The organism is Thermanaerovibrio acidaminovorans DSM 6589, assembly GCF_000024905.1.
Lineage (GTDB): Bacteria > Synergistota > Synergistia > Synergistales > Synergistaceae > Thermanaerovibrio > Thermanaerovibrio acidaminovorans.
In genome coordinates this window covers 736317-755424 of record NC_013522.1, presented here as the reverse complement: position 1 = coordinate 755424, position 19108 = coordinate 736317, and the positions used below count along the sequence as shown (strand labels likewise).

At 58.5% G+C, this 19108-nt stretch carries 20 protein-coding genes; 10 read left to right on the top strand and 10 right to left on the bottom strand.

Annotated elements, in window-relative coordinates; genetic code table 11:
- Window positions 1-73 precede the first annotated feature (73 nt).
- Window positions 74-1552: a sodium-dependent transporter gene (locus TACI_RS03615; RefSeq protein ID WP_012869470.1), complete on the top strand. Its 1479-nt coding sequence runs from the start codon at window positions 74-76 to the stop codon at window positions 1550-1552.
- Between the two features lie 198 nt (window positions 1553-1750).
- On the opposite strand, the gene dut is transcribed toward TACI_RS03615, so the two are convergent.
- The 3 genes from dut to rpsO all read right to left on the bottom strand — a co-directional run bounded on the left by dut (window position 1751) and on the right by rpsO (window position 4833).
- Window positions 1751-2197: a dUTP diphosphatase gene (gene dut / locus TACI_RS03610; RefSeq protein WP_207280519.1), complete on the bottom strand. Its 447-nt coding sequence runs from the start codon at window positions 2195-2197 to the stop codon at window positions 1751-1753.
- Window positions 2198-2208: 11 nt separating this feature from the next.
- Window positions 2209-4467: a polyribonucleotide nucleotidyltransferase gene (locus tag TACI_RS03605; RefSeq protein ID WP_012869467.1), complete on the bottom strand. Its 2259-nt coding sequence runs from the start codon at window positions 4465-4467 to the stop codon at window positions 2209-2211.
- A gap of 99 nt (window positions 4468-4566) precedes the next feature.
- On the bottom strand, window positions 4567-4833 hold the full coding sequence (rpsO, locus tag TACI_RS03600; RefSeq protein WP_012869466.1) for a 30S ribosomal protein S15: 267 nt from the start codon (window positions 4831-4833) through the stop codon (window positions 4567-4569).
- Window positions 4834-5058: 225 nt separating this feature from the next.
- Between rpsO and TACI_RS03595 the strand changes: the two genes are divergently transcribed.
- Window positions 5059-5739 carry a response regulator transcription factor gene (locus TACI_RS03595; RefSeq protein ID WP_012869465.1) on the top strand — a complete coding sequence of 227 codons (681 nt, stop codon included), beginning with the start codon at window positions 5059-5061 and terminating at the stop codon, window positions 5737-5739.
- Window positions 5740-5763: 24 nt separating this feature from the next.
- On the top strand, window positions 5764-6867 hold the full coding sequence (locus TACI_RS03590) for a sensor histidine kinase (protein ID WP_012869464.1): 1104 nt from the start codon (window positions 5764-5766) through the stop codon (window positions 6865-6867).
- A 44-nt stretch (window positions 6868-6911) separates the two neighbouring features.
- Here TACI_RS03590 and TACI_RS03585 read toward each other — a convergent pair whose 3' ends face one another.
- Window positions 6912-8414 carry a Do family serine endopeptidase gene (locus tag TACI_RS03585; protein WP_012869463.1) on the bottom strand — a complete coding sequence of 501 codons (1503 nt, stop codon included), beginning with the start codon at window positions 8412-8414 and terminating at the stop codon, window positions 6912-6914.
- A 1311-nt stretch (window positions 8415-9725) separates the two neighbouring features.
- Here TACI_RS03585 and TACI_RS09510 point away from each other — a divergent pair.
- From TACI_RS09510 to TACI_RS03550, 7 genes are all read left to right on the top strand, one after another.
- Complete coding sequence (locus TACI_RS09510) at window positions 9726-9878, top strand: helix-turn-helix domain-containing protein (RefSeq protein WP_164925358.1); 153 nt, start codon at window positions 9726-9728, stop codon at window positions 9876-9878.
- A 568-nt stretch (window positions 9879-10446) separates the two neighbouring features.
- Window positions 10447-10905: an RNA polymerase factor sigma-54 gene (locus TACI_RS03575; RefSeq protein ID WP_164925132.1), complete on the top strand. Its 459-nt coding sequence runs from the start codon at window positions 10447-10449 to the stop codon at window positions 10903-10905.
- A 272-nt stretch (window positions 10906-11177) separates the two neighbouring features.
- Window positions 11178-12398 carry an NRAMP family divalent metal transporter gene (locus TACI_RS03570; RefSeq protein ID WP_012869462.1) on the top strand — a complete coding sequence of 407 codons (1221 nt, stop codon included), beginning with the start codon at window positions 11178-11180 and terminating at the stop codon, window positions 12396-12398.
- A 56-nt stretch (window positions 12399-12454) separates the two neighbouring features.
- The gene (gene pxpB, locus TACI_RS03565; RefSeq protein ID WP_012869461.1) at window positions 12455-13195 is read left to right on the top strand and encodes a 5-oxoprolinase subunit PxpB; all 741 of its coding nucleotides are present in this window, start codon (window positions 12455-12457) and stop codon (window positions 13193-13195) included.
- Entirely contained in the window at window positions 13192-14253 is a 1062-nt protein-coding gene (locus tag TACI_RS03560; protein WP_012869460.1) for a 5-oxoprolinase subunit C family protein, read from the top strand. The genes pxpB and TACI_RS03560 overlap by 4 nt, the downstream gene beginning before the upstream one ends.
- A gap of 22 nt (window positions 14254-14275) precedes the next feature.
- Window positions 14276-15052 carry a LamB/YcsF family protein gene (locus TACI_RS03555; protein ID WP_012869459.1) on the top strand — a complete coding sequence of 259 codons (777 nt, stop codon included), beginning with the start codon at window positions 14276-14278 and terminating at the stop codon, window positions 15050-15052.
- Window positions 15049-15852 carry a putative hydro-lyase gene (locus TACI_RS03550; protein WP_012869458.1) on the top strand — a complete coding sequence of 268 codons (804 nt, stop codon included), beginning with the start codon at window positions 15049-15051 and terminating at the stop codon, window positions 15850-15852. The genes TACI_RS03555 and TACI_RS03550 overlap by 4 nt, the downstream gene beginning before the upstream one ends.
- Window positions 15853-15905: 53 nt before the next feature.
- On the opposite strand, the gene TACI_RS03545 is transcribed toward TACI_RS03550, so the two are convergent.
- The 6 genes from TACI_RS03545 to TACI_RS03520 all read right to left on the bottom strand — a co-directional run bounded on the left by TACI_RS03545 (window position 15906) and on the right by TACI_RS03520 (window position 19086).
- Entirely contained in the window at window positions 15906-16601 is a 696-nt protein-coding gene (locus tag TACI_RS03545) for a Jag family protein (RefSeq protein WP_012869457.1), read from the bottom strand.
- 56 nt (window positions 16602-16657) lie between these two features.
- Window positions 16658-17464: a YidC/Oxa1 family membrane protein insertase gene (locus TACI_RS03540; protein ID WP_012869456.1), complete on the bottom strand. Its 807-nt coding sequence runs from the start codon at window positions 17462-17464 to the stop codon at window positions 16658-16660.
- A gap of 52 nt (window positions 17465-17516) precedes the next feature.
- Window positions 17517-17732, bottom strand: a complete 216-nt coding sequence (gene yidD / locus TACI_RS03535) for a membrane protein insertion efficiency factor YidD (RefSeq protein WP_164925357.1) — start codon at window positions 17730-17732, stop codon at window positions 17517-17519.
- Window positions 17733-17743: 11 nt separating this feature from the next.
- Window positions 17744-18166 carry a ribonuclease P protein component gene (locus TACI_RS03530; RefSeq protein WP_012869454.1) on the bottom strand — a complete coding sequence of 141 codons (423 nt, stop codon included), beginning with the start codon at window positions 18164-18166 and terminating at the stop codon, window positions 17744-17746.
- A 5-nt stretch (window positions 18167-18171) separates the two neighbouring features.
- Window positions 18172-18306 carry a 50S ribosomal protein L34 gene (rpmH, locus tag TACI_RS03525; protein WP_006583714.1) on the bottom strand — a complete coding sequence of 45 codons (135 nt, stop codon included), beginning with the start codon at window positions 18304-18306 and terminating at the stop codon, window positions 18172-18174.
- A 114-nt stretch (window positions 18307-18420) separates the two neighbouring features.
- Entirely contained in the window at window positions 18421-19086 is a 666-nt protein-coding gene (locus TACI_RS03520) for an acetyltransferase (RefSeq protein WP_012869453.1), read from the bottom strand.
- Window positions 19087-19108 lie beyond the last annotated feature (22 nt).

Sequence of the window (19108 nt, the reverse complement as noted above, 5' to 3'; positions counted from 1 at the left end):
GAGAGGGGGTGAAACGGGGGCTAATCTGCTCTTCTCCTAAGAGACATACCACAACAAAAGGAGGTCAAGGAGCATGGCAGAACAGATCAAGGGACAGAATGAGCAATGGTCTAGTCGTTGGGGACTCGTGTTCGCCGCCATCGGCATGGCGGTGGGGACCGGCAACATCTGGCGCTTCCCCCGGGTGGCCGCCACCAACGGGGGCGGAGCGTTCCACATAGCCTACTTCTTCGCCCTCATACTTTGGGCCATACCCCTCCTCTGCGCCGAGGCGGTGTGGGGCAAGTCCGCCCGGATGGGGGTCATCGGCTCCTGGAAGGAGATGCTGGGCAGGAAGTGGACCTGGGTGGGTGGCTTCATTGCCTGGGTCTGTCTCGCAATCACGTTCTACTACGCGGTCGTCATAGGTTGGTGCATAAGATACTTCCTCTACGCCGTAAGCGGAGTGATAAAGCCGGGGGTCGATACCGAAGCCCTCTGGAAGGCCTTCATCAACGACCCAATGGCGGGGCTTCTCTTCTTCGCCATAGCGGTTGGTATGTCGCTCTTCATCTGTCTGGCGGGGGTCCAGAACGGCCTCGAGAGGGCCAACAAGATAATGATCCCCTCCATCTTCATTCTCCTGATCTTCCTGGCCATCAGGGCAAACTTCCTGCCCAACTCCTGGAAGGGACTGGAGTACCTCTTCACCGTGCGGGCCGATGACGTTTTCAGAGCAAAGACCTACCTGGAGGCCTTCACCCAAGTGGCCTGGTCCACCGGGGCCGGGTGGGGGCTGTTCCTGACCTACTACGTCTACACCAGCAAGAAGGAGGACATACTTCTCAACTCCATTACCACCGCCTTTGCGGACACAACCGCCGCATCCCTGGCAGCCCTATGCGTTATCCCCACCATATTCGCCTTCGCCCCGGATCCCATGGCGGCAGTCAAGTCTGGCAACAACGGCATAGCCTTCATCCACCTGACCAGGCTGTTCGCCGAGATACCGGGGGGCGTGATAATGGCCATAGCCTTCTTCCTGGCTCTCATAATGGCGGCCCTGAGCTCCGAGATATCCATGATGGAACTAGGGTGCCGGATCCTGGCCGACGCAGGCTGGGACCGCAAGAAGGCCGCCTGGACCATTGGCATCGCCTGTCTTGTGTGCGGGGCCCCCTCTGCCATGGACAACACCTTCTTCGAGAACCAGGACTGGGTCTGGGGGGTGGGGCTCCTCATATCGGGACTCCTCTTCTCCATTGGCGCCATGAAGGTGGGGGTCAAGAAGCTCTGGGTGGAGTGGATCGAGCCCTGCTCGGACGTGAAGGCGGAGTGGATGTGGAGCCTGGTCAAGCTCTTCCCCGTGTGGTTCGTGATAATCTTCGGCTGGTGGCTCATGCAGTCCATCAGCTGGTACCCGGGTGAGTGGTACAAGTTCCTCCCCATCTCCAAGTACACCTACACGCCCGGAACCATGTTCGTCCAGTGGGCCATCGCCGCCGCGGTGTTCTTCCTCCTCAACAACTGGCTTGCGGACACCATGAAGTACAAGCTCCAGCCCAAGGACTAGAGGGGGGATAGGCTATGTGGCAGGTCACTATGGTTGTAATCTTGGGTCTGGTGTTCGGCGGGTTCATCTGGTGTCTTTGGACCGCCATGAAGGCGGAGGAGAGGAAGCGGTCCGCCTAGCGGATCCGGATCTCACATGAAAGGCTAAGGGGGAGGTGGGACCTCCCCCTTAGCCTTTGTTCGGGAACTGGCTGGGCCACTATCTGACCCCGGTACTTCCGAACCCCCCTGAGTCCCTCTCGGTGCCGCTAAGGGAGTCCACCTCCACGAAGACGGGCCTCAGCACCGGACACAGGACCATCTGGGCAATCCGATCTCCCCTCCTAACCTGAAAGGGCTGGGCCCCCGCGTTATACAGGATCACCCTCACCTCTCCCCGGTAGTCCGCGTCCACGGTGCCGGGGGAGTTGAGCACCATCACCCGGTTCTTAAGCGCCAGGCCGCTCCTGCTGCGGACCTGGAACTCGTAGCCCGGGGGTATCTCCACCGAAAGTCCCGTGCCGAAGGCCCTCACCTCGCCGGGCTGCAGGACCCCCTCCTCGTTGGATCTGAGGTCCACCCCGGAGGCGTGGACCGTCCCATGGCTGGGCAGGGGCAGATCCGCGGCGGAGGGGTCCCTCTTTATCTTGACCAGAACGTCCGTCATGTCCATCCGGATCATCGGTGGTGCTTGTCCCTCCTGTCTCCGCCGGAGGGCCTCCTGTCCGAGTCCCTGCGCCCCTGGGGCCCCTTGGGGGATCCACCTTCGGGCTTAAGGGTCCCATAACGGATCTCTCGGGCCCTCTCCACCTCCACCTGGGCAGCAAGCGCCGGGTCCTTGGCCAGCTGGTCGTAGCGATCGATCAGGCGCCGGCGGGAGAGGTTTATCCGGTTCATGTCGTCGATCTCCCGGACCACCACCAGGACCTCGTCACCGATGGAGAACGCGTCCTCTATCTTGGGTATGTGGTGGGAGCTTATCTCGCTCACGTGCAGCAACCCCTCCTTGCCGGGCAGCACCTCCACGAAGTAGCCGAAGCCCAGCATCCTGGTGATGCGGCCCACGAAGATCTCCCCAGCCTGAACCTCCCGGGTGAGGTCCGATATGATCTTTATGGCCTGGCTGGCCGCCTCCTCGGTCTGGGCCGCCACGCAGACCCGACCGTCGTCCTGGACGTCCACCTTGGCCCCCGTCTGGGCGATTATGGACCTTATGGTCTTGCCACCGGGGCCTATGACGTCCCGGATCTTATCCGGATCGATGGTAATGGTCATTATCCTGGGGGCGTTGGGGGATATCTGATCCCTGGGGGACCTTATGGCCCCGTCCATTATGTCCAGGATCCTCATCCGGCCATCCCGGGCCTGATCCAGGGCCCTCTTGAGGATCTCCCTGGTGATGCCCCCCGCCTTGTTGTCCATCTGAAGGGCGGTCACCCCGTCCCGGGTGCCCGCCACTTTGAAGTCCATGTCCCCGTAGTGGTCCTCGAGACCCTGGATATCGGTGAGGATGCAAACCCTGGATCCGTCGGTGACGAGCCCCATGGCAACCCCGGCCACCGCCTTCTTTATGGGGACTCCCGCATCCATCATGGAAAGGCTGCCGCCGCATACGCTGGCCATGGAGCTGGATCCGTTGGACTCCAGTATGTCGGACACCACCCTCACCACGTAGGGGAACTGATCCTCGGAGGGCAGCATGGGGCGAAGGGCCCTCTCCGCCAAGGCCCCATGGCCTATCTCCCTCCTGCCGGGCCCCCTCATGGGGCGCACCTCCCCCACCGAATAGGGGGGGAAGTTGTAGTGCAGAAGGAACCGCTTGGCTGGCTCGTCTATCTTGAGTCCGTCCAGGATCTGATCATCCTCCCCCATCATGCCCAGGGTGGTGACCGCCAGGGCCTGGGTCTCACCCCGGGTGAACAGGGCGGAGCCGTGCACCTTGGGGAGCACTCCCACCTCGCAGGTGATGGGACGCAACTGGTCCATGGCCCTGCCATCCGCCCTACGGCCCTCGTCCAGCAGGAGCCGGCGGAGCCCCTTCTTGACCCACTCCTCCACCACCGAGGCCACGTATCCGGCACAACCCGGGTGGGACTCCTCGAAGCGCTCCACCGCCCTCTTGGTTATGGCCGACAGGGCGTCCTTCCGCTCCACCTTGTGGTGGATCTGGACCGCCTTGTATATCTCCTCCTTGAGCTCCGCCTCTATCCAGGCGTCTATCTCATCGATCCGAGCGGGGGGGGCTATCTCCACCTTCTTGAGCCCCACCTGGGCCTGGAGGTCCCTTATGAAGGCCACTATGCGCCTTATCTCCTGGTGGGCCAACTCCATGGCGTCCACCAGCAGGTCCTCGGAGACCTCGTTGGCCCCCGCCTCCACCATGGTTATTCCCCCGTCGTGACCGGCCACCAGCAGGTCCAGGGTGCTCTCCGCCATCTGGGGCTCCGTGGGGTTCACCAGCAGCTGACCGTCTATGCATCCTATCCGCACCGCACCTATGGGGCCATCCCATGGGATGTCCGATATGGCCAGGGCGGCGGACGCGGCGTTTATGGCCAGGACGTTCGGCGGATTGTGCTGATCCACCGACAGGACCGTGGCCACCACGTGGACATCGTTCCTCATGTGCTCCGGGAAGAGGGACCTTATGGACCGATCCACCATCCGCCCGCTCAGGATGGCGGTCTCAGAGGGTCTCCCCTCCCTCTTTATGAACCCTCCGGGGATCTTGCCAGCGGAGTAGAACCTCTCTTCGTAGTCCACCAGCAGGGGGAAGAAGTCCAGCCCCTCCCTGGGCTTCTCGGACATGACCGACGTGACCAGCACGGCGGTCTCCCCGTAGCTGGCGTAAACCGCCCCGTTGGCCTGCTTGGCCATCCTGCCGGTCTCAAAGGACAGGACGCGGCCCCCTAACTCCAACTGTACAACCTTGTGCATTCATAATCCTCCCTATCTTCCCTTTCATCTATGACGGTTAAGCATAGCACAAAAAAAAGGGCGAGGCCACAGAGTGGCCTCGCCCCATGAGAGAACCGATCAGTGCCGGAGCCCGAGACGCTGGACCAGGTTCTTGTAGCGGCCAAAGTCCTTCTCCTTGAGGTAGGCCAGGAGCTTGCGCCTCTTGCCCACCATGGCGAGAAGGCCCCGCCGGGAGTGGAAGTCCTTCGGATGCTCCCTCATGTGCTCTGTGAGCTCCCTTATGCGGTGGGTCAGTATGGCCACCTGGACCTCCGGGGATCCGGTGTCGGCCCCGTGGACCTTGAACTCCTCGATGATACGCTGCTTTGCCTCCTTGGATATCAAACCTATCCTCTCCTTGCTTTGATGTCCCTAAACCCAGGCATGGGCACCCCATGTCCGCGTAGAGGGCATCAGTAGTATATACACCTAATCCCAACTTATCAACCGCTTCCCCTGGGACCTAAGTTAATTTGAGGGCTCGACAAACTCGGCACCCATGTGTTAACTTAATGAACAAGGTATAATTAAACCTAGTGGCTTCAGGGCCAACGGGAGGTATAGCGTAGGATGAGGCTTCTGATCATCGAGGACAACGAGGATCTCTGTCAACTGCTCCGGGAGGGTTTTGAGGAGCTGGGGCACGAGGTTGACACCGCCGGCGACGGCAGGAACGGCCTTGACCTCATAAGGTCCGGGAAATACGACTGCGTGATCCTGGACATCATGCTCCCCGAGATGGACGGCTTCGAGGTGATGGATCAGGTCAGGGACGAGGGGCACGACGTTCCGGTCATCATGCTCACCGCCAAGGACTCGGTGGAGGATCGGGTTCACGGGCTGGAGCAGGGGGCGGACGACTACCTGACCAAGCCCTTCGACTTCAAGGAACTGATGGCTCGGGTCAACGCCCTCATGAGGCGAAGCGGGGATCAGCGGAGGTCCATCCTCAAGTGCGGGCCCCTGACCCTGGATCCGGTGGCCCGGGAGTGCCGGGTTGGGGACATCAAGGTTCCCTTGAGGCGGCGGGAGTTCGACATCCTGGAGCTTCTCATGCGCTATGAGAACCAGGTGTTCAGCCGGGACAAGATAATAGCCCAGGTGTGGCAGAAGGAGTACGACGGGACCAGCAACGTGGTGGACGTCCACATAAAGTACCTGAGGGACAAGCTTCGTCCATTCAACCTGGACATGATGGTGGTCACCGTCAGGGGAGTGGGCTACAAGGTGGCGAATCCCGAAGGGGAGTAAGCGAGGAAGTCGATCCTTCAGACCATGAAGATCAAGGATCCCTTGTTCGGCATCCTGTCACCCAAACAGCTTAGGTCCGCCCTGCTGAAGACCCTGATAGGCGAGGCGCTACTCATGGGTTTCTCCCTCATGTTGCTGATACTGGCCTCCATCCTCTGGCAGAGGGAGACCGAGTCGGTATCGCTGGACAGGGTCGTGGTCTTCAGCTTCTCCCAGCCGGGCATAGCCAGGTCCATCCTGGTGGCGCTAATGGGGGCCCTACCCTTCGTCTTCATCCTCTCCATCCTTGACGAGCTATCCTACGAGCGCAGGTTGAGGAGGCTCTTCTGGGCCCTGAAGGACGTTGGGGAGGGGAAGAGGTCCCCCACGGAGGGGTTCGACGGCACCTACGAGGAGCAGATAGCCGAGCTTCTTGGGAGCTACTCCATCCTGGCCCGGGACAAGGGGGTAAACCTCAACAGCCAGTTCCTGTCCGACGCGGGACACGAGATCCGAACCCCCCTCTCCATAATCAAGGGGAGAATCGAGCTGGCCCTGATGAAGGAGCGAAGCGGCCCCTATTACAAGGAGAAGCTGGAGGACGTGCTGAGGCAGGTCTGCTCCCTGGAGCGGCTCACCAAGGGGATCCTGGAGCTGTCCCGGCTGGAGGGCATGAAGGAGCTGGACCTGGGGATGACGGACCTCTCCATCGTTGCTGAGGAGGCCCTGTCATCCCTCAAGGATCAGATCCGGGCCAAGGGGCAGAGGGTAAAGCTGGTCACCGAGGAGGCGCCGGTCCTTGGGGATGAGGACATGCTGGTTCAGATGTGCCGGGCTATATTGGACAACGCGTCCAAGTACAGCCCCAACGGGTCCCTGATCGAGATGACCGTCCGACGGGATGACAAGGGGGGGCTTGGGGTCATCTCGGTGAAGGACTATGGGATGGGCATGGACCCGGGGACGGCAGTCAAGTGTTTTCAGCCCTTCTGGAGGAAGGAGGCCTCCAGGTCAAGCGAGGGTTATGGCCTGGGGCTCTCCATGGCCCAGCGGATCGCACGGCTTCACGGGGGGCACATATCGGTGAGGTCCACCGATGGGATGGGAAGCACCTTCACCTTCAGCATGCCCCTCAAGGAGGGGGACTAGGGGAAAAAGGGGAGGCAGGGGATATCCCTCGCCTCCCTTCTCGCTTAACCCGCGGACAGGTAGACGGTGTTGCCCTCCCGCCAAACAAATACCGCCACGGTTGACAGCTTTCCCCGGGCGACCGCCGCCAGGTCCTCCAGGCGGGTAACCTTTCGCCCGTTGAATTCCATGATCACGTCGAACCGCCGGAGCCCCATGGACTGGGCCACGGATCCGCGGTCAACGGAGGAGACCACCACCCCATCCAGATCCTTCGGGGCCCTTATCTGGGATCTCAGTTGATCGGAGAGGGGCTCCACCTTGGCCCCCAAGACCTTGATGGACCTGAGCCCCGCAGCGGGGACGGAAGGCCTTGGGTTGGCCGCCCTTGCTAGGGATGTGTCCCCAAGTACCACCTCGGTCTCCATCTTCCGGTTCCTGCGGTAGAACTCCACCTTGACCTTGGTACCGGCGGTGAAGGACCGGACCACGAAGGTGAGGGACCTGTCGTCGGAGATCTTCTTGCCCCCCACCGACACTATCACATCTCCCCTCTGAAGCCCCGCCGCCTGGGCAGGGGATCCGTCCCTAACGCTGGCCACGATGGCCCCCTCGCTGGTGGGCACCCCGTAGGCCTTAGCGAAGGCGGGATTATTGGGCTGGGCAAACACACCTAGCCAGCCCCGCTTGACCTCCCCGTGCCTTATGAGGTCATCCAGGACCTGCTTGGCCATGTTTATCGGGACCGCGAAGCCTATTCCCTGGGCGTATGGGACTATGGCGGTGTTTATGCCTATGACCTCCCCCTTGAGGTTGATCAGGGGACCTCCGCTGTTGCCGGGGTTTATGGCCGCGTCGGTCTGGATGAACCCCTGGAAGTTAACGTTCTCCGCCTGGATCGTTCGGTTCTTGGCTGATATGACCCCAACGGTGACGCTGTGCTCGAGGCCCAGGGGGTTCCCTATGGCCACAACCCACTCCCCCACCTCCGCCTTATCGGAGTCTCCCATCTTGAGGGCCGAAAGGTTCTTCCCCTCCACCTTTATGACCGCCAGGTCGAAGGTGGGATCCCGGCCTATCAGCTTGGCCTGCAGCTGGCGTCCATCCAGCATGGTGACGGTTATCTTGTCCGCCCCCTCCACCACGTGGTTGTTGGTCAGGATGTAGCCATCGGTGGACACCAGGAACCCGGACCCCTTCCCCCTCATGGGCACCACCCGGGTGAACTGGCGGAAGTGCTCGCCGAAGAACTGGTTGAAGAACGGGTCGTTCATGAGTTCGTCCGGGAAGGGGCTGAAGGACTGGCGAACCATCCTCTCGGTGTCTATGTTGACCACCGAGGGGGATGCCTTCTTGACCAGAGGCACTATGGGGTTACCAGTGTAAACGTCCCCCGATGGGGCATCGGCGGACGCCACCGAAACGCCCACGGGGGGCTTGGACTCGTCGTTCAACCGGGAGTAAAGATAGCCGCCCCCCATTCCCCCCAAGGTCAACATGGCCAAGCCCGTCAGCAAGGCCACCAGCCGGTAGGCCCCCTTCTTTGAAATCGAGTCTAGAAACCTCATCATCATCCCCCCTTGCAGTTCTCCTCTCGTGGCCCAAATGCTATTATGTTTGACGAATGTTGACATCGTCAATTCTACTTAACAGAGGAACTTACGCTTACAGGGTGATCTGTTTGACTACCGAGCCTAACGATCGATATCGGTTTTTATTAATATTAAATATATTTCCCTTGAATAGCAAGCATGTCGGTTGCACGCAAGAAAAGGAACAGCAATAGATGCCACCGTTAGCATTGAACCTGATCGCCCTTGGGGGGTGCACCCTGGCTATCCTTATAACCGGTGACACGTTACTATGGAAGGACAGCCTAAAGGATTTCTACCTGGGAAGAAGAAAACTATGTTTATCGTTCAGTGTGTCAACCTTCTGTGCCACCTGGCTCAGCCTGCATCCATCATAGGCCTTATCACCTGGATGGCAAACGATGGCACCATAGCATTTGCCGGATCGGTCAATGGATGGCTCCTAGGTTTAGCTCCCATCCGCTCATCTTGATGAGACCAAGAAAGCAAAGGAGCATAACCTCGCCGAAACTGATCATCAAGGAACACGGCGATCCCCCGTTAAAGCCGATTCTAGGGGGCGTCATGGTTGTATTCTATATCCTATATCCTATATCCCATACATAGCCATTCGATTTAAGGCCTTTCGCATTGTAGCATCCACAATGCTAGAGATTAAATACGTTCTGACCTAAAATTTACTGATTTATCTATTTGTTTTGTATACTAAATTTGACGAACAGAGCTCAATCGCCAAGAGCTACATGATCGACCTTATTACGATCACATCTGGCACCGTATTTGTAGAACTGAATTCTTCCGGTGACCTATATTATATTCTCATAAACTTAGAACGGATATATGTAACCCCTCCTTCGAAGCTGACTACGTGGTCTTCCGCAAACGACTACATATCCGGCATTACATCTAAACTAACTTGGGGACTTGGTGTAGTTGCCAACCCTCAGTACATTTCAAAACTCCTGGCTTATATAAAATAGAAAGATACCATGTTTATGTTATCAATATCGCTCACATTCATAAGTATAATATATATTTCCCTATCTATACTATCTATTTCCATTCTATCAAACACAATCCCGAAAATATTTGTCATTTTAATATAAAAAAGCTACCAAAGTACATTATATCAACCAATAAGTCTCCGGTTTTAATGCAATTTAGCTATAATACTTGTTACAACAGTAATCATCATAAATTCTCGACCGAGAATTCATTATCCAACTTTTTTTGAAGGATCTTCCGGAAGATATGTTGTAATCCGCGAAGGAAGACTCTACCTGCGGAATATCCCTCGCTCAAAGGCTATCCATAAAAGAAAGGGAATGGATAGCGGAGGCCCTCGAGGCTTGTGGAGGCAACAAAATCCAAGCAGCAAAAATGCTGGGCATATCCAGATTCATTCTCCTAAGGAGACTACAAAGGCATGAGATCTATTGAGATAAACCTACTAAAAGAAGTCAACAAAAACGAGCTCGCACTGAGGTCCTACGTATGGGCCCAAGGAAACTGGAACTGGCTAACCATTTCCCCAGATCAACTGGCGGAGGCAATTCAAGAAGCGTTGCTAAGATGCCTAACATTTCAATGCGCAAGCCATCTGGGATACTTTGCACAGAAGCCGATATTGAGGATATGCCGAGTTACCTTGACGAGCTCTCCAACTTGGAGTTTCAGATTAGCATCATGACCGATCTCCCAGCAGGAACATCGCCTAGGTTATGGCTGAGTCTAATTGGACAACGGGACTAACTTGACTCCCCACTGGAGGTCTGCGCAAGCTACATGGGACTGGATTTGCCCACATTTCTGGACTCATCGAGTGAGGATACAGGATCTGGTGGATCCGCCAGGCACCTTCGCACTAAGGGACTGTCTAATTATCTAACTTAGACGGCTTTCCATGGAGGAATCAGATGGAGCCATTTTGTTAACACGTTTCCACAATGAACTGGAGAGTATGGACATGAGGCGACTAACCGGGGCAACAGGGTGGGGAGAAGATCGCGTGAGACTCGCCATAGCTCAACTCAGGCACCTAGACCCAAGCCCTCTAGGCATAAAAGCCCCTCTCTTAAGTCATGAATTGTCAATGATGCCAATGGGAGCAGGTGTATCATTAAAGGTATTCAAGGAAAACATACAATCCATAAGTTTAAACAACCCTGAAAATCCCAAAGGGTTGGTAAAAGATCTTATAAGCAAGCTCTTAGGCCGACGCCGGGTCTTGGCCCTGATCGGACTATTGATATCTAGTAGACAGATAGCCTTCCTTAGCGGTGATCAGGAATATTTAGAGCCCCAGACCGCTTCCGAGATAGCCAAGGTTATCGGACTTGCCACATCAACCATCTCTAGATGTACTAACAGCACGTACACAATAACCCGCATTGGGACCATTAGACCATTAGACTTAAAATCTATTATCAAGACCACTCAGATCCAGGAGTGGCACTTCGGCTCATAAACTAAAGATAACAATAGCTCATCAAAGAGCTGATGGCAAATCTGACCTTCATATCTCATTAAGAATTGGAGCACCTCGTCGAACCGTGCCTCACCATCGAAAGCGGCGATGAGTTTCCGCACCCCCTGAGCGGATATCGCACGATACTTCGCGCCCTTGCAAAACTCCAAAGTGAAATCCTTGTAACATTTGATAACCTTCTTGCTTGACCGCTACGGCATTTCTGCATATAGTACACTCCAAGAGATACCAACTCAGGAGGTGGTTCTGAAATGCGCGGAAAAGAAGCAAACAAGGTAAGAGGGGGTTACCTAGGGCTTAGCGGTAGCGTGTTATTAGGAGCAGCTTTCCTCATGGCCACATCCGCTATAGGCCCAGGATTTCTAACTCAAACAGCAGTATTCACAGAAAAGCTTAAGTCAGCTTTCGGGTTTGCCATACTTTCCTCGGTTCTAATAGATATCGCGGTACAACTTAACATATGGCGAATCCTAGGGGTATCGGGAATGCGTGGGCAGGACGTGGCCAACCGGGTTCTCCCCGGCCTAGGGTACTTCTTGGCTTTCGCGGTTGCCTTGGGAGGACTTGTATTCAACATAGGCAATGTGGCTGGAGCAGCCATGGGAATTAACGTAGTCGCTGGAGTACCGTTGGTACCGGGAGCAATATTATCCTCAACTGTGGCTATCGCTCTATTCCTGAGAAAAGAGATGGGGAAAGCCATGGACAACTTCACAAAGGCACTCGGTATCCTCATGATAGCACTTGTCCTCTTCGTAGCCTTAAAAACCCAACCCCCAGTGGGGCTCGCTCTCAAGGAAACCCTTCTCCCTTCGACGGTTGATTGGATGACGGTCTTAACCCTAGTCGGAGGTACCGTTGGGGGATATATCACCTTCGCAGGAGCTCACCGTATAATAGATGCGGGTGTAACAGGAACCAATCGCTTGGCCGAGATAAGTAGGGGATCTGTAAACGCCATCGGGATAACCGCTATAATGAGATATCTGCTATTCCTAGCAATCCTTGGCGTCGTAGTCTCTGGGAAAGCCCTTGACCCAGAAAACCCTCCAGCCTCGGCATTCCTACTTGGGGCAGGGCAAATAGGATACAGGTTCTTCGGAGTAGTCCTATGGTCCGCGGCAGTAACCTCAGTGGTGGGAGCTTCCTACACCTCAATATCCTTCCTCAAGACCCTTTTCAGGTCCGTTGACACCCACCAGCGTCGCTGGATAATAGCGTTCATTCTCACCTCAACCGCCATATTCTCCACCGTAGGGAAACCGGTTAAGCTCCTAATATTCGCCGGGGCGGTAAACGGTCTAATCCTTCCTCTGTCGTTGTTATCAGTGCTACTAGCCGCCCACCGAAAGGATATAGTTGGAGATTATGAACATCCCAAACTACTTACATTACTAGGATACGTGATGGTGGCCTTCACAGGATGGATGGGAGTAACATCCCTATCAAAAATAGCGGAGCTCTTCAAATAGCCAAATTTAAATTAAATGCCACACTAACTTAGATGTCGAGATAGGAGGTGACCGATTTGTCCAACCACTTCCCCCGGATACGTTGCGCCGGGGAAGGGGCGCTTCTACTGGAGCTGTCAGACCGGATAGACATGGAGGTGAACCTGAAACTACACCGTATCCGGGAGAGCCTGATGAGCAAGTCAAGGGCAGGGCTGATAGAGTGCGTGGGGGCCTATTCGTCCATGGCGGTCTACTACGACCCGTTGGTGATGGACGTGGAGGCCCTTTCATCAACCATCATGACCCTCCTGAACCAAGGGGCCCAGACGGAAAGGGGACAGAGGGAGGTGGTCCACATACCCGTCTGCTACGGGGGAGAGATGGGGCCGGATATTGAAACCGTGGTTTTCCACACGGGGCTCTCCGAAGACGAGGTGGTTAGGCGCCACTCCTCCAGGGAGTACTACTGCTACATGGTGGGCTTCACCCCCGGGTTCCCCTACCTGGGCGGTATGGACGAGTCACTGGAGACCCCGAGGCTGAAGACCCCCCGGAAGTGCATCCCCGCGGGAAGCGTTGGCATCGCGGGCAAGCAGACTGGCGTATACCCCATCGAGAGCCCCGGGGGATGGCAGCTCATAGGCAGGACCCCTCTCAAGCTCTTCGATCCCTCCAGGGAGGAACCAACCCTCATAAGGGCGGGGGACTTCGTCAGGTTCGTGCCCATCGACCTCGCCGAGTTTCAACGGATATCAAAGGAGGTAATGGCGGGGACCTACAGGGTAAAAAGACAAAGAGGGGGTGAGGAGGCTTGATCCTGAGCGTAAAGGCCCCGGGGCTCTTCACCACCGTTCAGGACCTTGGCAGGTGGGGACACCAGGACAAGGGGGTCTCGGTGGGGGGGGCCATGGATCCCTTCTCCCTTAGGCTGGGCAACGTCCTCCTGGGCAACCCCGAGGGGGCCGCGGCCCTGGAGATAACCTTCCTGGGACCCACTATGGAAGTGCTCCACGCCGAGGGGGCACTGACCCTGGCCGGACCCAACCTGGGCATGACGGTGAACGGGAAACCAATCCCCCCGTGGACCGTCCTCACCCCCAGCAAGGGGGATGTGATCGCCTTCTCGGGCCCCAAGGGGCTGGGTTGCCGGGGGTACCTGTGTTTCAGCGGGGGGGTCCAGGTTCCCCTGGTCATGGGCAGCAGGTCCACCCACACCAGGTCCCGCCTGGGGGGCCTGGAGGGACGCCCCCTCAAGGCCGGGGATCAGATCTTAACCGGACCACCGGATCCATTGTGGGACCTGGGGGCGGGGCTATCCCTCGAGAGATCCCATCTGGATCTGCTGCTGGGAGAGAACGTGTTGGACGTCATACCCGGCCCCCAGGAGCACATGTTTAGCCCCGAGGGGATAGAGACCTTCTACTCCTCATCCTATGTCGTATCGGACGAGGCAGACCGGATGGGATACCGAATGGAGGGCCCCAAGGTGGCCCACTCCGGCGGGGCGGACATAATATCCGACCCGATCCCTCTGGGGGCCATACAGGTTCCGGGAGGGGGTAACCCTATAGTAATGATGGCGGATAGGCAGACCACCGGCGGCTACTCAAAGATAGGGGTGCTCACCCGCTGGTCCTGTGCCCGGCTGGCCCAGGCCGCCAAGGGGGAAGCCTTTCGCTTCCGACCCGTGGACCGGGATAAGGCCATCAAGGACCTGCTGTCCTTTGAGAACCTGCTCGCCCACGCCCGAACCATCAGGGCCCGCTACAGGAGCGGTGGTCACAAGGTTTTAGTAAGCCCCCCCATGGGCCGGCGATATATGGAGGTAAGGCTGGGGGGACGGAGCTTCACCGTAACGGTGGAGGAGATCTAGCATCCGAGAGGGGGAACGCGGCGTGTCGGTTCTGATCGACCTGAACAGTGACCTTGGGGAGTCCTTCGGGGCCTACCGGATAGGCGATGACGAGTCCCTGCTGGGGGTGGTATCCTCTGCCAACGTGGCCTGCGGGTTCCATGCGGGGGATCCATCGGTTATGGGGCGGACCGTAAGGGCCTGTGTGGAGAAGGGGGTGGCGGTGGGGGCTCACCCCTCATATCCGGATCTGCAGGGGTTCGGAAGGCGCAACATGGCCATGACCCCCGACGAGGTCTACCAAATCATGGTCTACCAGCTGGGGGCCCTCATGGGGTTCTGCAGGGCCAACGGCACGGAACTAAGGCACGTGAAGCCCCACGGGGCCCTGTACAATCAGGCGGCAAAGGATCCGAACCTGGCCCAAGCCATCTCCCAGGCCATCCGGGACGTGGACAAGGAGCTCATCCTCCTGGGGCTTGCGGGATCCGCCTTCGAGGAGGCCGCGAGACAAGCTGGGATACCCTTCGCGGAGGAGGCCTTCGCGGACAGGGCCTACAACCCGGACGGGACCCTGGTTCCCAGGTCTCAGCCTGGGGCGGTCATCCACGACCCGGCGGAGGCGGTGAGCAGGACGGTGGAGATGGCGCTCAACGGCCGGGTCAAGGCGGTTGACGGTTCATGGGTTCAAATGAGGCCCCACTCCATATGCGTTCACGGAGACACCAGGGAGGCGTCCGCCCTTGCCTCATCCATCGCCGGGGCCCTCTCCGATGCGGGGATCCGGATAAGGCCCCTGAGGGAGGTGTTGGGGCTTTGAAGTTATCCCACCAGGAACTAAAGGGGATGAGCCCATCCCAGGTCAGGGGGGTCATCCGGAAGGGCCAATGGGGGGGACCCACTGCAGGGCTATGCGACGGGCACGCACAGGCTAACCTGGTGGCGCTGCCCAGGGAGTTCGCCATGGACTTCCTGATCTTCTGCCAGCGGAATCAGAAGGCGTGCCCCCTGCTGGACGTGACCGATCCGGGCGGATGGGAGCCCAAGTTGGTGGCCCCCGGGGCGGACATACGGACCGACATACCCAAGTACCGGATATACGTGGGCGGCGAGCTGGCGGAGGAGGTCTCGTGCGTCAAGGACCACTGGCGGGATGACCTGGTGGGTTTCCTCCTCGGGTGTTCCTTCTCGTTCGAGTGGGCCCTCCTGGATCAGGGGATACCGGTGAGGCACATTGAAGAGGGAAAGAACGTGAGCATGTACGTGACCGACATCATGTGCAAGGAGGCGGGGGTATTCAAGGGCCCCATGGTGGTAAGCATGAGGCCCATACCCCACCACCTGGTTCCCAAGGCGGTGCTGTGCACCGGGAGGTTCCCCTTCGTCCACGGGGCGCCGGTTCACGTGGGGGATCCCTCCTCCATAGGTATCAAGGACATATCGAGGCCCGACTTCGGAGATCCGGTAACCATAAAGGAGGGGGAGGTGCCGGTCTTCTGGGCCTGCGGGGTGACACCCCAGGCGGTGGCCATGGCCAGCAAGGTTCCGTTCATGATATCCCACTCGCCGGGACACATGTTCATATGCGACATCAGGAACTCTGAGCTGGCGGTGTTCTGAACTATGAAATCGGAGCGGGAGGGGGTGTATTCCCCCTCCCGCTCATGCCATTCTCACCGTCCCGTCTGCCGACCCATCCTGCCCCTGGGCCTGCCGGAAGGGCGTCCATCCGAGGACATCTGACGGCCCGGGGACCTCTTGGGCCACACCACCACCTTGCGGAACGGATCCTCCCCCACCGACTTGGTCTCCACCTCCTGGTTGTCCTTGAGCGCCAGGTGGACAATCCGCCTCTCCCAGCTGGACATGGGCTCCAGGCTCACCGGCCGTCCCCGCCTCACCGCGCTGGCGGCGGCGGACTTGGCCAGGCGCTCTATGCTGGCCTCCCTCTTCTCCCGGTAGCCACCACAGTCGAACCTTACCTTGGGGGAACCGGCCTTGTTGTTGACCATCAGGTTGCATATGTGCTCCAGGGCCTTGAGGGTCTCCCCGTAGCGGCCTATTATTATGCCCGAATCGGGGCCATCCAGGTCTACGAGCCCCTCGGGGGATATGGAGGACTTGAGGTCCAGGTCCATCATGGATAACAGCTGGCCGGCGCAACGCCTGACCTTCAGTAGCTCCATGGGTTCCTTGGCGTAAACCTTTATCTTGAGCTTCCTCCCAAGGAGCCCGAACAGGCGCTTCTCCTCCCCCACCACCTCCGCCTCCAGGTCCGTGGGATCGACCCCCAGCTTCAAAGCCCCCTGGATCCGGGCCTCGTCAAGGGATGCGGACTCCACCACCACGGAAGCATCTTCATGGATCACCTGTCATCACCTCACCCGTGAAAGAGAAAAATCCAGCGCTCGGCCCTTGGGGCCCGCTAGTCCTCCGAGCCGGTCTTCTCGGCCTTCTCCTGATGCTCCGGCTTGTTCTTGTGAAGGGTAGGCTTCACCTTCATCTCCTCCTCGGTCCTCATCATGACCCACTTCTGCTGGGCAACGCTTATGAACGAGGAGGCTCCCCAGTAGATCATGACCCCTCCAGGCAAGCTCAAGCAGATGAAGGACATGAACAGGGGCATGAACCAGTTCATGAAGGCCATCTGGGGATTGTTGCCGGAGCTCATCTTCTGCTGATACCAGGTGAGAAATCCCACCAGGACGATGAGGATCACCGACGGGGCGTAGACCCCAACGTTGGCCAATCCGGCGGGGTTGGTCAGGATCCCGCTCAGGATGGCGGTGAAGGTCGGCTTGGCGGAGCTAATCCCCAGCGCGTTGGCCATAGCCCCCAGGGCGGACATGCTCAGGTTGACCCCAAGAAAGGACGTGTTGGAGAAGTCGTAGTTGATCAGGGCCCTGTAGAGGAGGATGAATATGGGTAGCTGGACCAACAGGGGAAGGCAGCCCGCCGCGGGGTTGACCCCGTTCTCCCTGTAAAGTTGCATGATCTCCTGGTTCATCTTCTCCTTATCGTTGGCGTACTTCTCCTGGATGACCTTTATCCGGGGCTGGATCTTCTGCATCTTCTGCATGCTCACCATCTGCTTATGAGACAGGGGATGCAGTAGGATCCTCACCACCACGGTGAGCATTATTATGGAAAGACCGTACGAATGGGTTATGGCGTAGAAAAGGTTCAGCGTCCTCAGCATGAGGTCACCCGCTGCGCTCCAAAGAGAACCCACTTAACTCTACCTCCCCATCAATTTATTGACGTACCGACGAAAACGCCTCGGCTTACCTATGTGGCACCGGGTCGTAGCCTCCCGGGTGCCAGGGTCCGCACTTCACAAGCCTCTTGGCGGACAACCAGATCCCCCTTAGAACCCCGAACCTGGATATGGCCTCGAAGGCGTACTGGGAACAGGTGGGGTGGAACCTGCAGTTCCTGCCTAACAAGGGGGAAAGGAAGATTTGATAAACCCTTATAGAAAACAAACAGAGGAGGACCATCGGGTTGCGCATTACCCTCGGTCCACCTCCCAATTCTCCCCCGGCCACTGATCTGAAAGGAGGCCGTTCCTCCACAGAAGGGCCGCCAGGTCCGCGTAGACATCCCTGGCGGTGGCGTTCAACCCCCGCTCCCTCATGGACACCGCGAGCCACACTCCGTCCTTGATCCACGGGATCAGTCTTCTCAACGCCTCCCTGGCGCATCGTCTGCCCCTGACCCGCCTGGCCGCCTTGGCCATCTTCTTCCCCACCGTGACCCCCACCTTGGTGGTCCCATCCGGCGAGGTAACGAAGAACAGCCGCACCAGCTCGCCACATGACCGGCGGCCGGTGCGGAACACGAAGTCGAACTCCCATCCGCTCCGCAGACGAACGTCCTTAGGGAAGGGGAACGATCTCCCAGACCTGCCGGGAAGATGACAGGTGCCCGACACGACCCCTAGACGGCCAAGCGCTTGCGGCCCTTGCGGCGCCTGTTGCGCAGCACGCGGCGGCCGCTGGCGGAAGCGGAGCGCACCAGGAAACCCATGCTGCGCTTCCTGGGCGTGTTGTGCGGCTGATAAGTGCGCTTCAAAGTCTACACCCCCCCGTTCGGTCTTGGTGGGCCCTAAAGCCTCTTCAAGGCATGCCTTGGTACTATATCATAGCCTGCCCCAGGGAGCAACACGGGACGGCCAACATCGCCCGGCTACCTCCTGACCCTGGCGGGGCTACCTATGGCAACCGTCCCAGCCGGTATGGGCTCCACCACCGTGGATCCCGCCCCTACAACCGCACCGTCACCGACCGATACCCCGGGCAAGAGCACCGACCCGGCCCCAACGAAGGCCCCATCCCCAACCCTCACTCCCCCGCAGAGCACCGCCCCGGGGGATATGAAGGCCCCGAACCCCACCACGCAATGGTGATCCAACGACGCCCGGGTGTTCACCACGCTGTTCTCCCCTATGACAGCTCCGGTCTGGATGACCGCCCCGGCCATGACCTGACACCCCTGGGAGAGCCGAACGTCCCGGGCCAAAACCGCCGAAGGGTGAACCAGGGGCGGAAACTCAAAACCCATCCCCCTGGCCATCCGGTAGAGGGCGTTCCTGGGAGCACAGTCCGGATTCGCCCCAAGGCCGTTAACCAGCCAGACCTCCTGAGGGGACAGCTCCTCAAGCACCGGATCCCCCCCAAGGACCGGGACCCCATCAAAGGCCTCCCGAATCCGGGAATCCCGGTCCACCACCCCCAGGACGGAGACGCCCAAACACCGTATAAGGTCATACAACACCGCACCGTGCCCACCGGCACAGAGGATAACCGCCCCACGGGAGATGAGGGGCTCAGCGGGGTCAATCCCATAGGACATGGATCACCACTTCCCAACGATT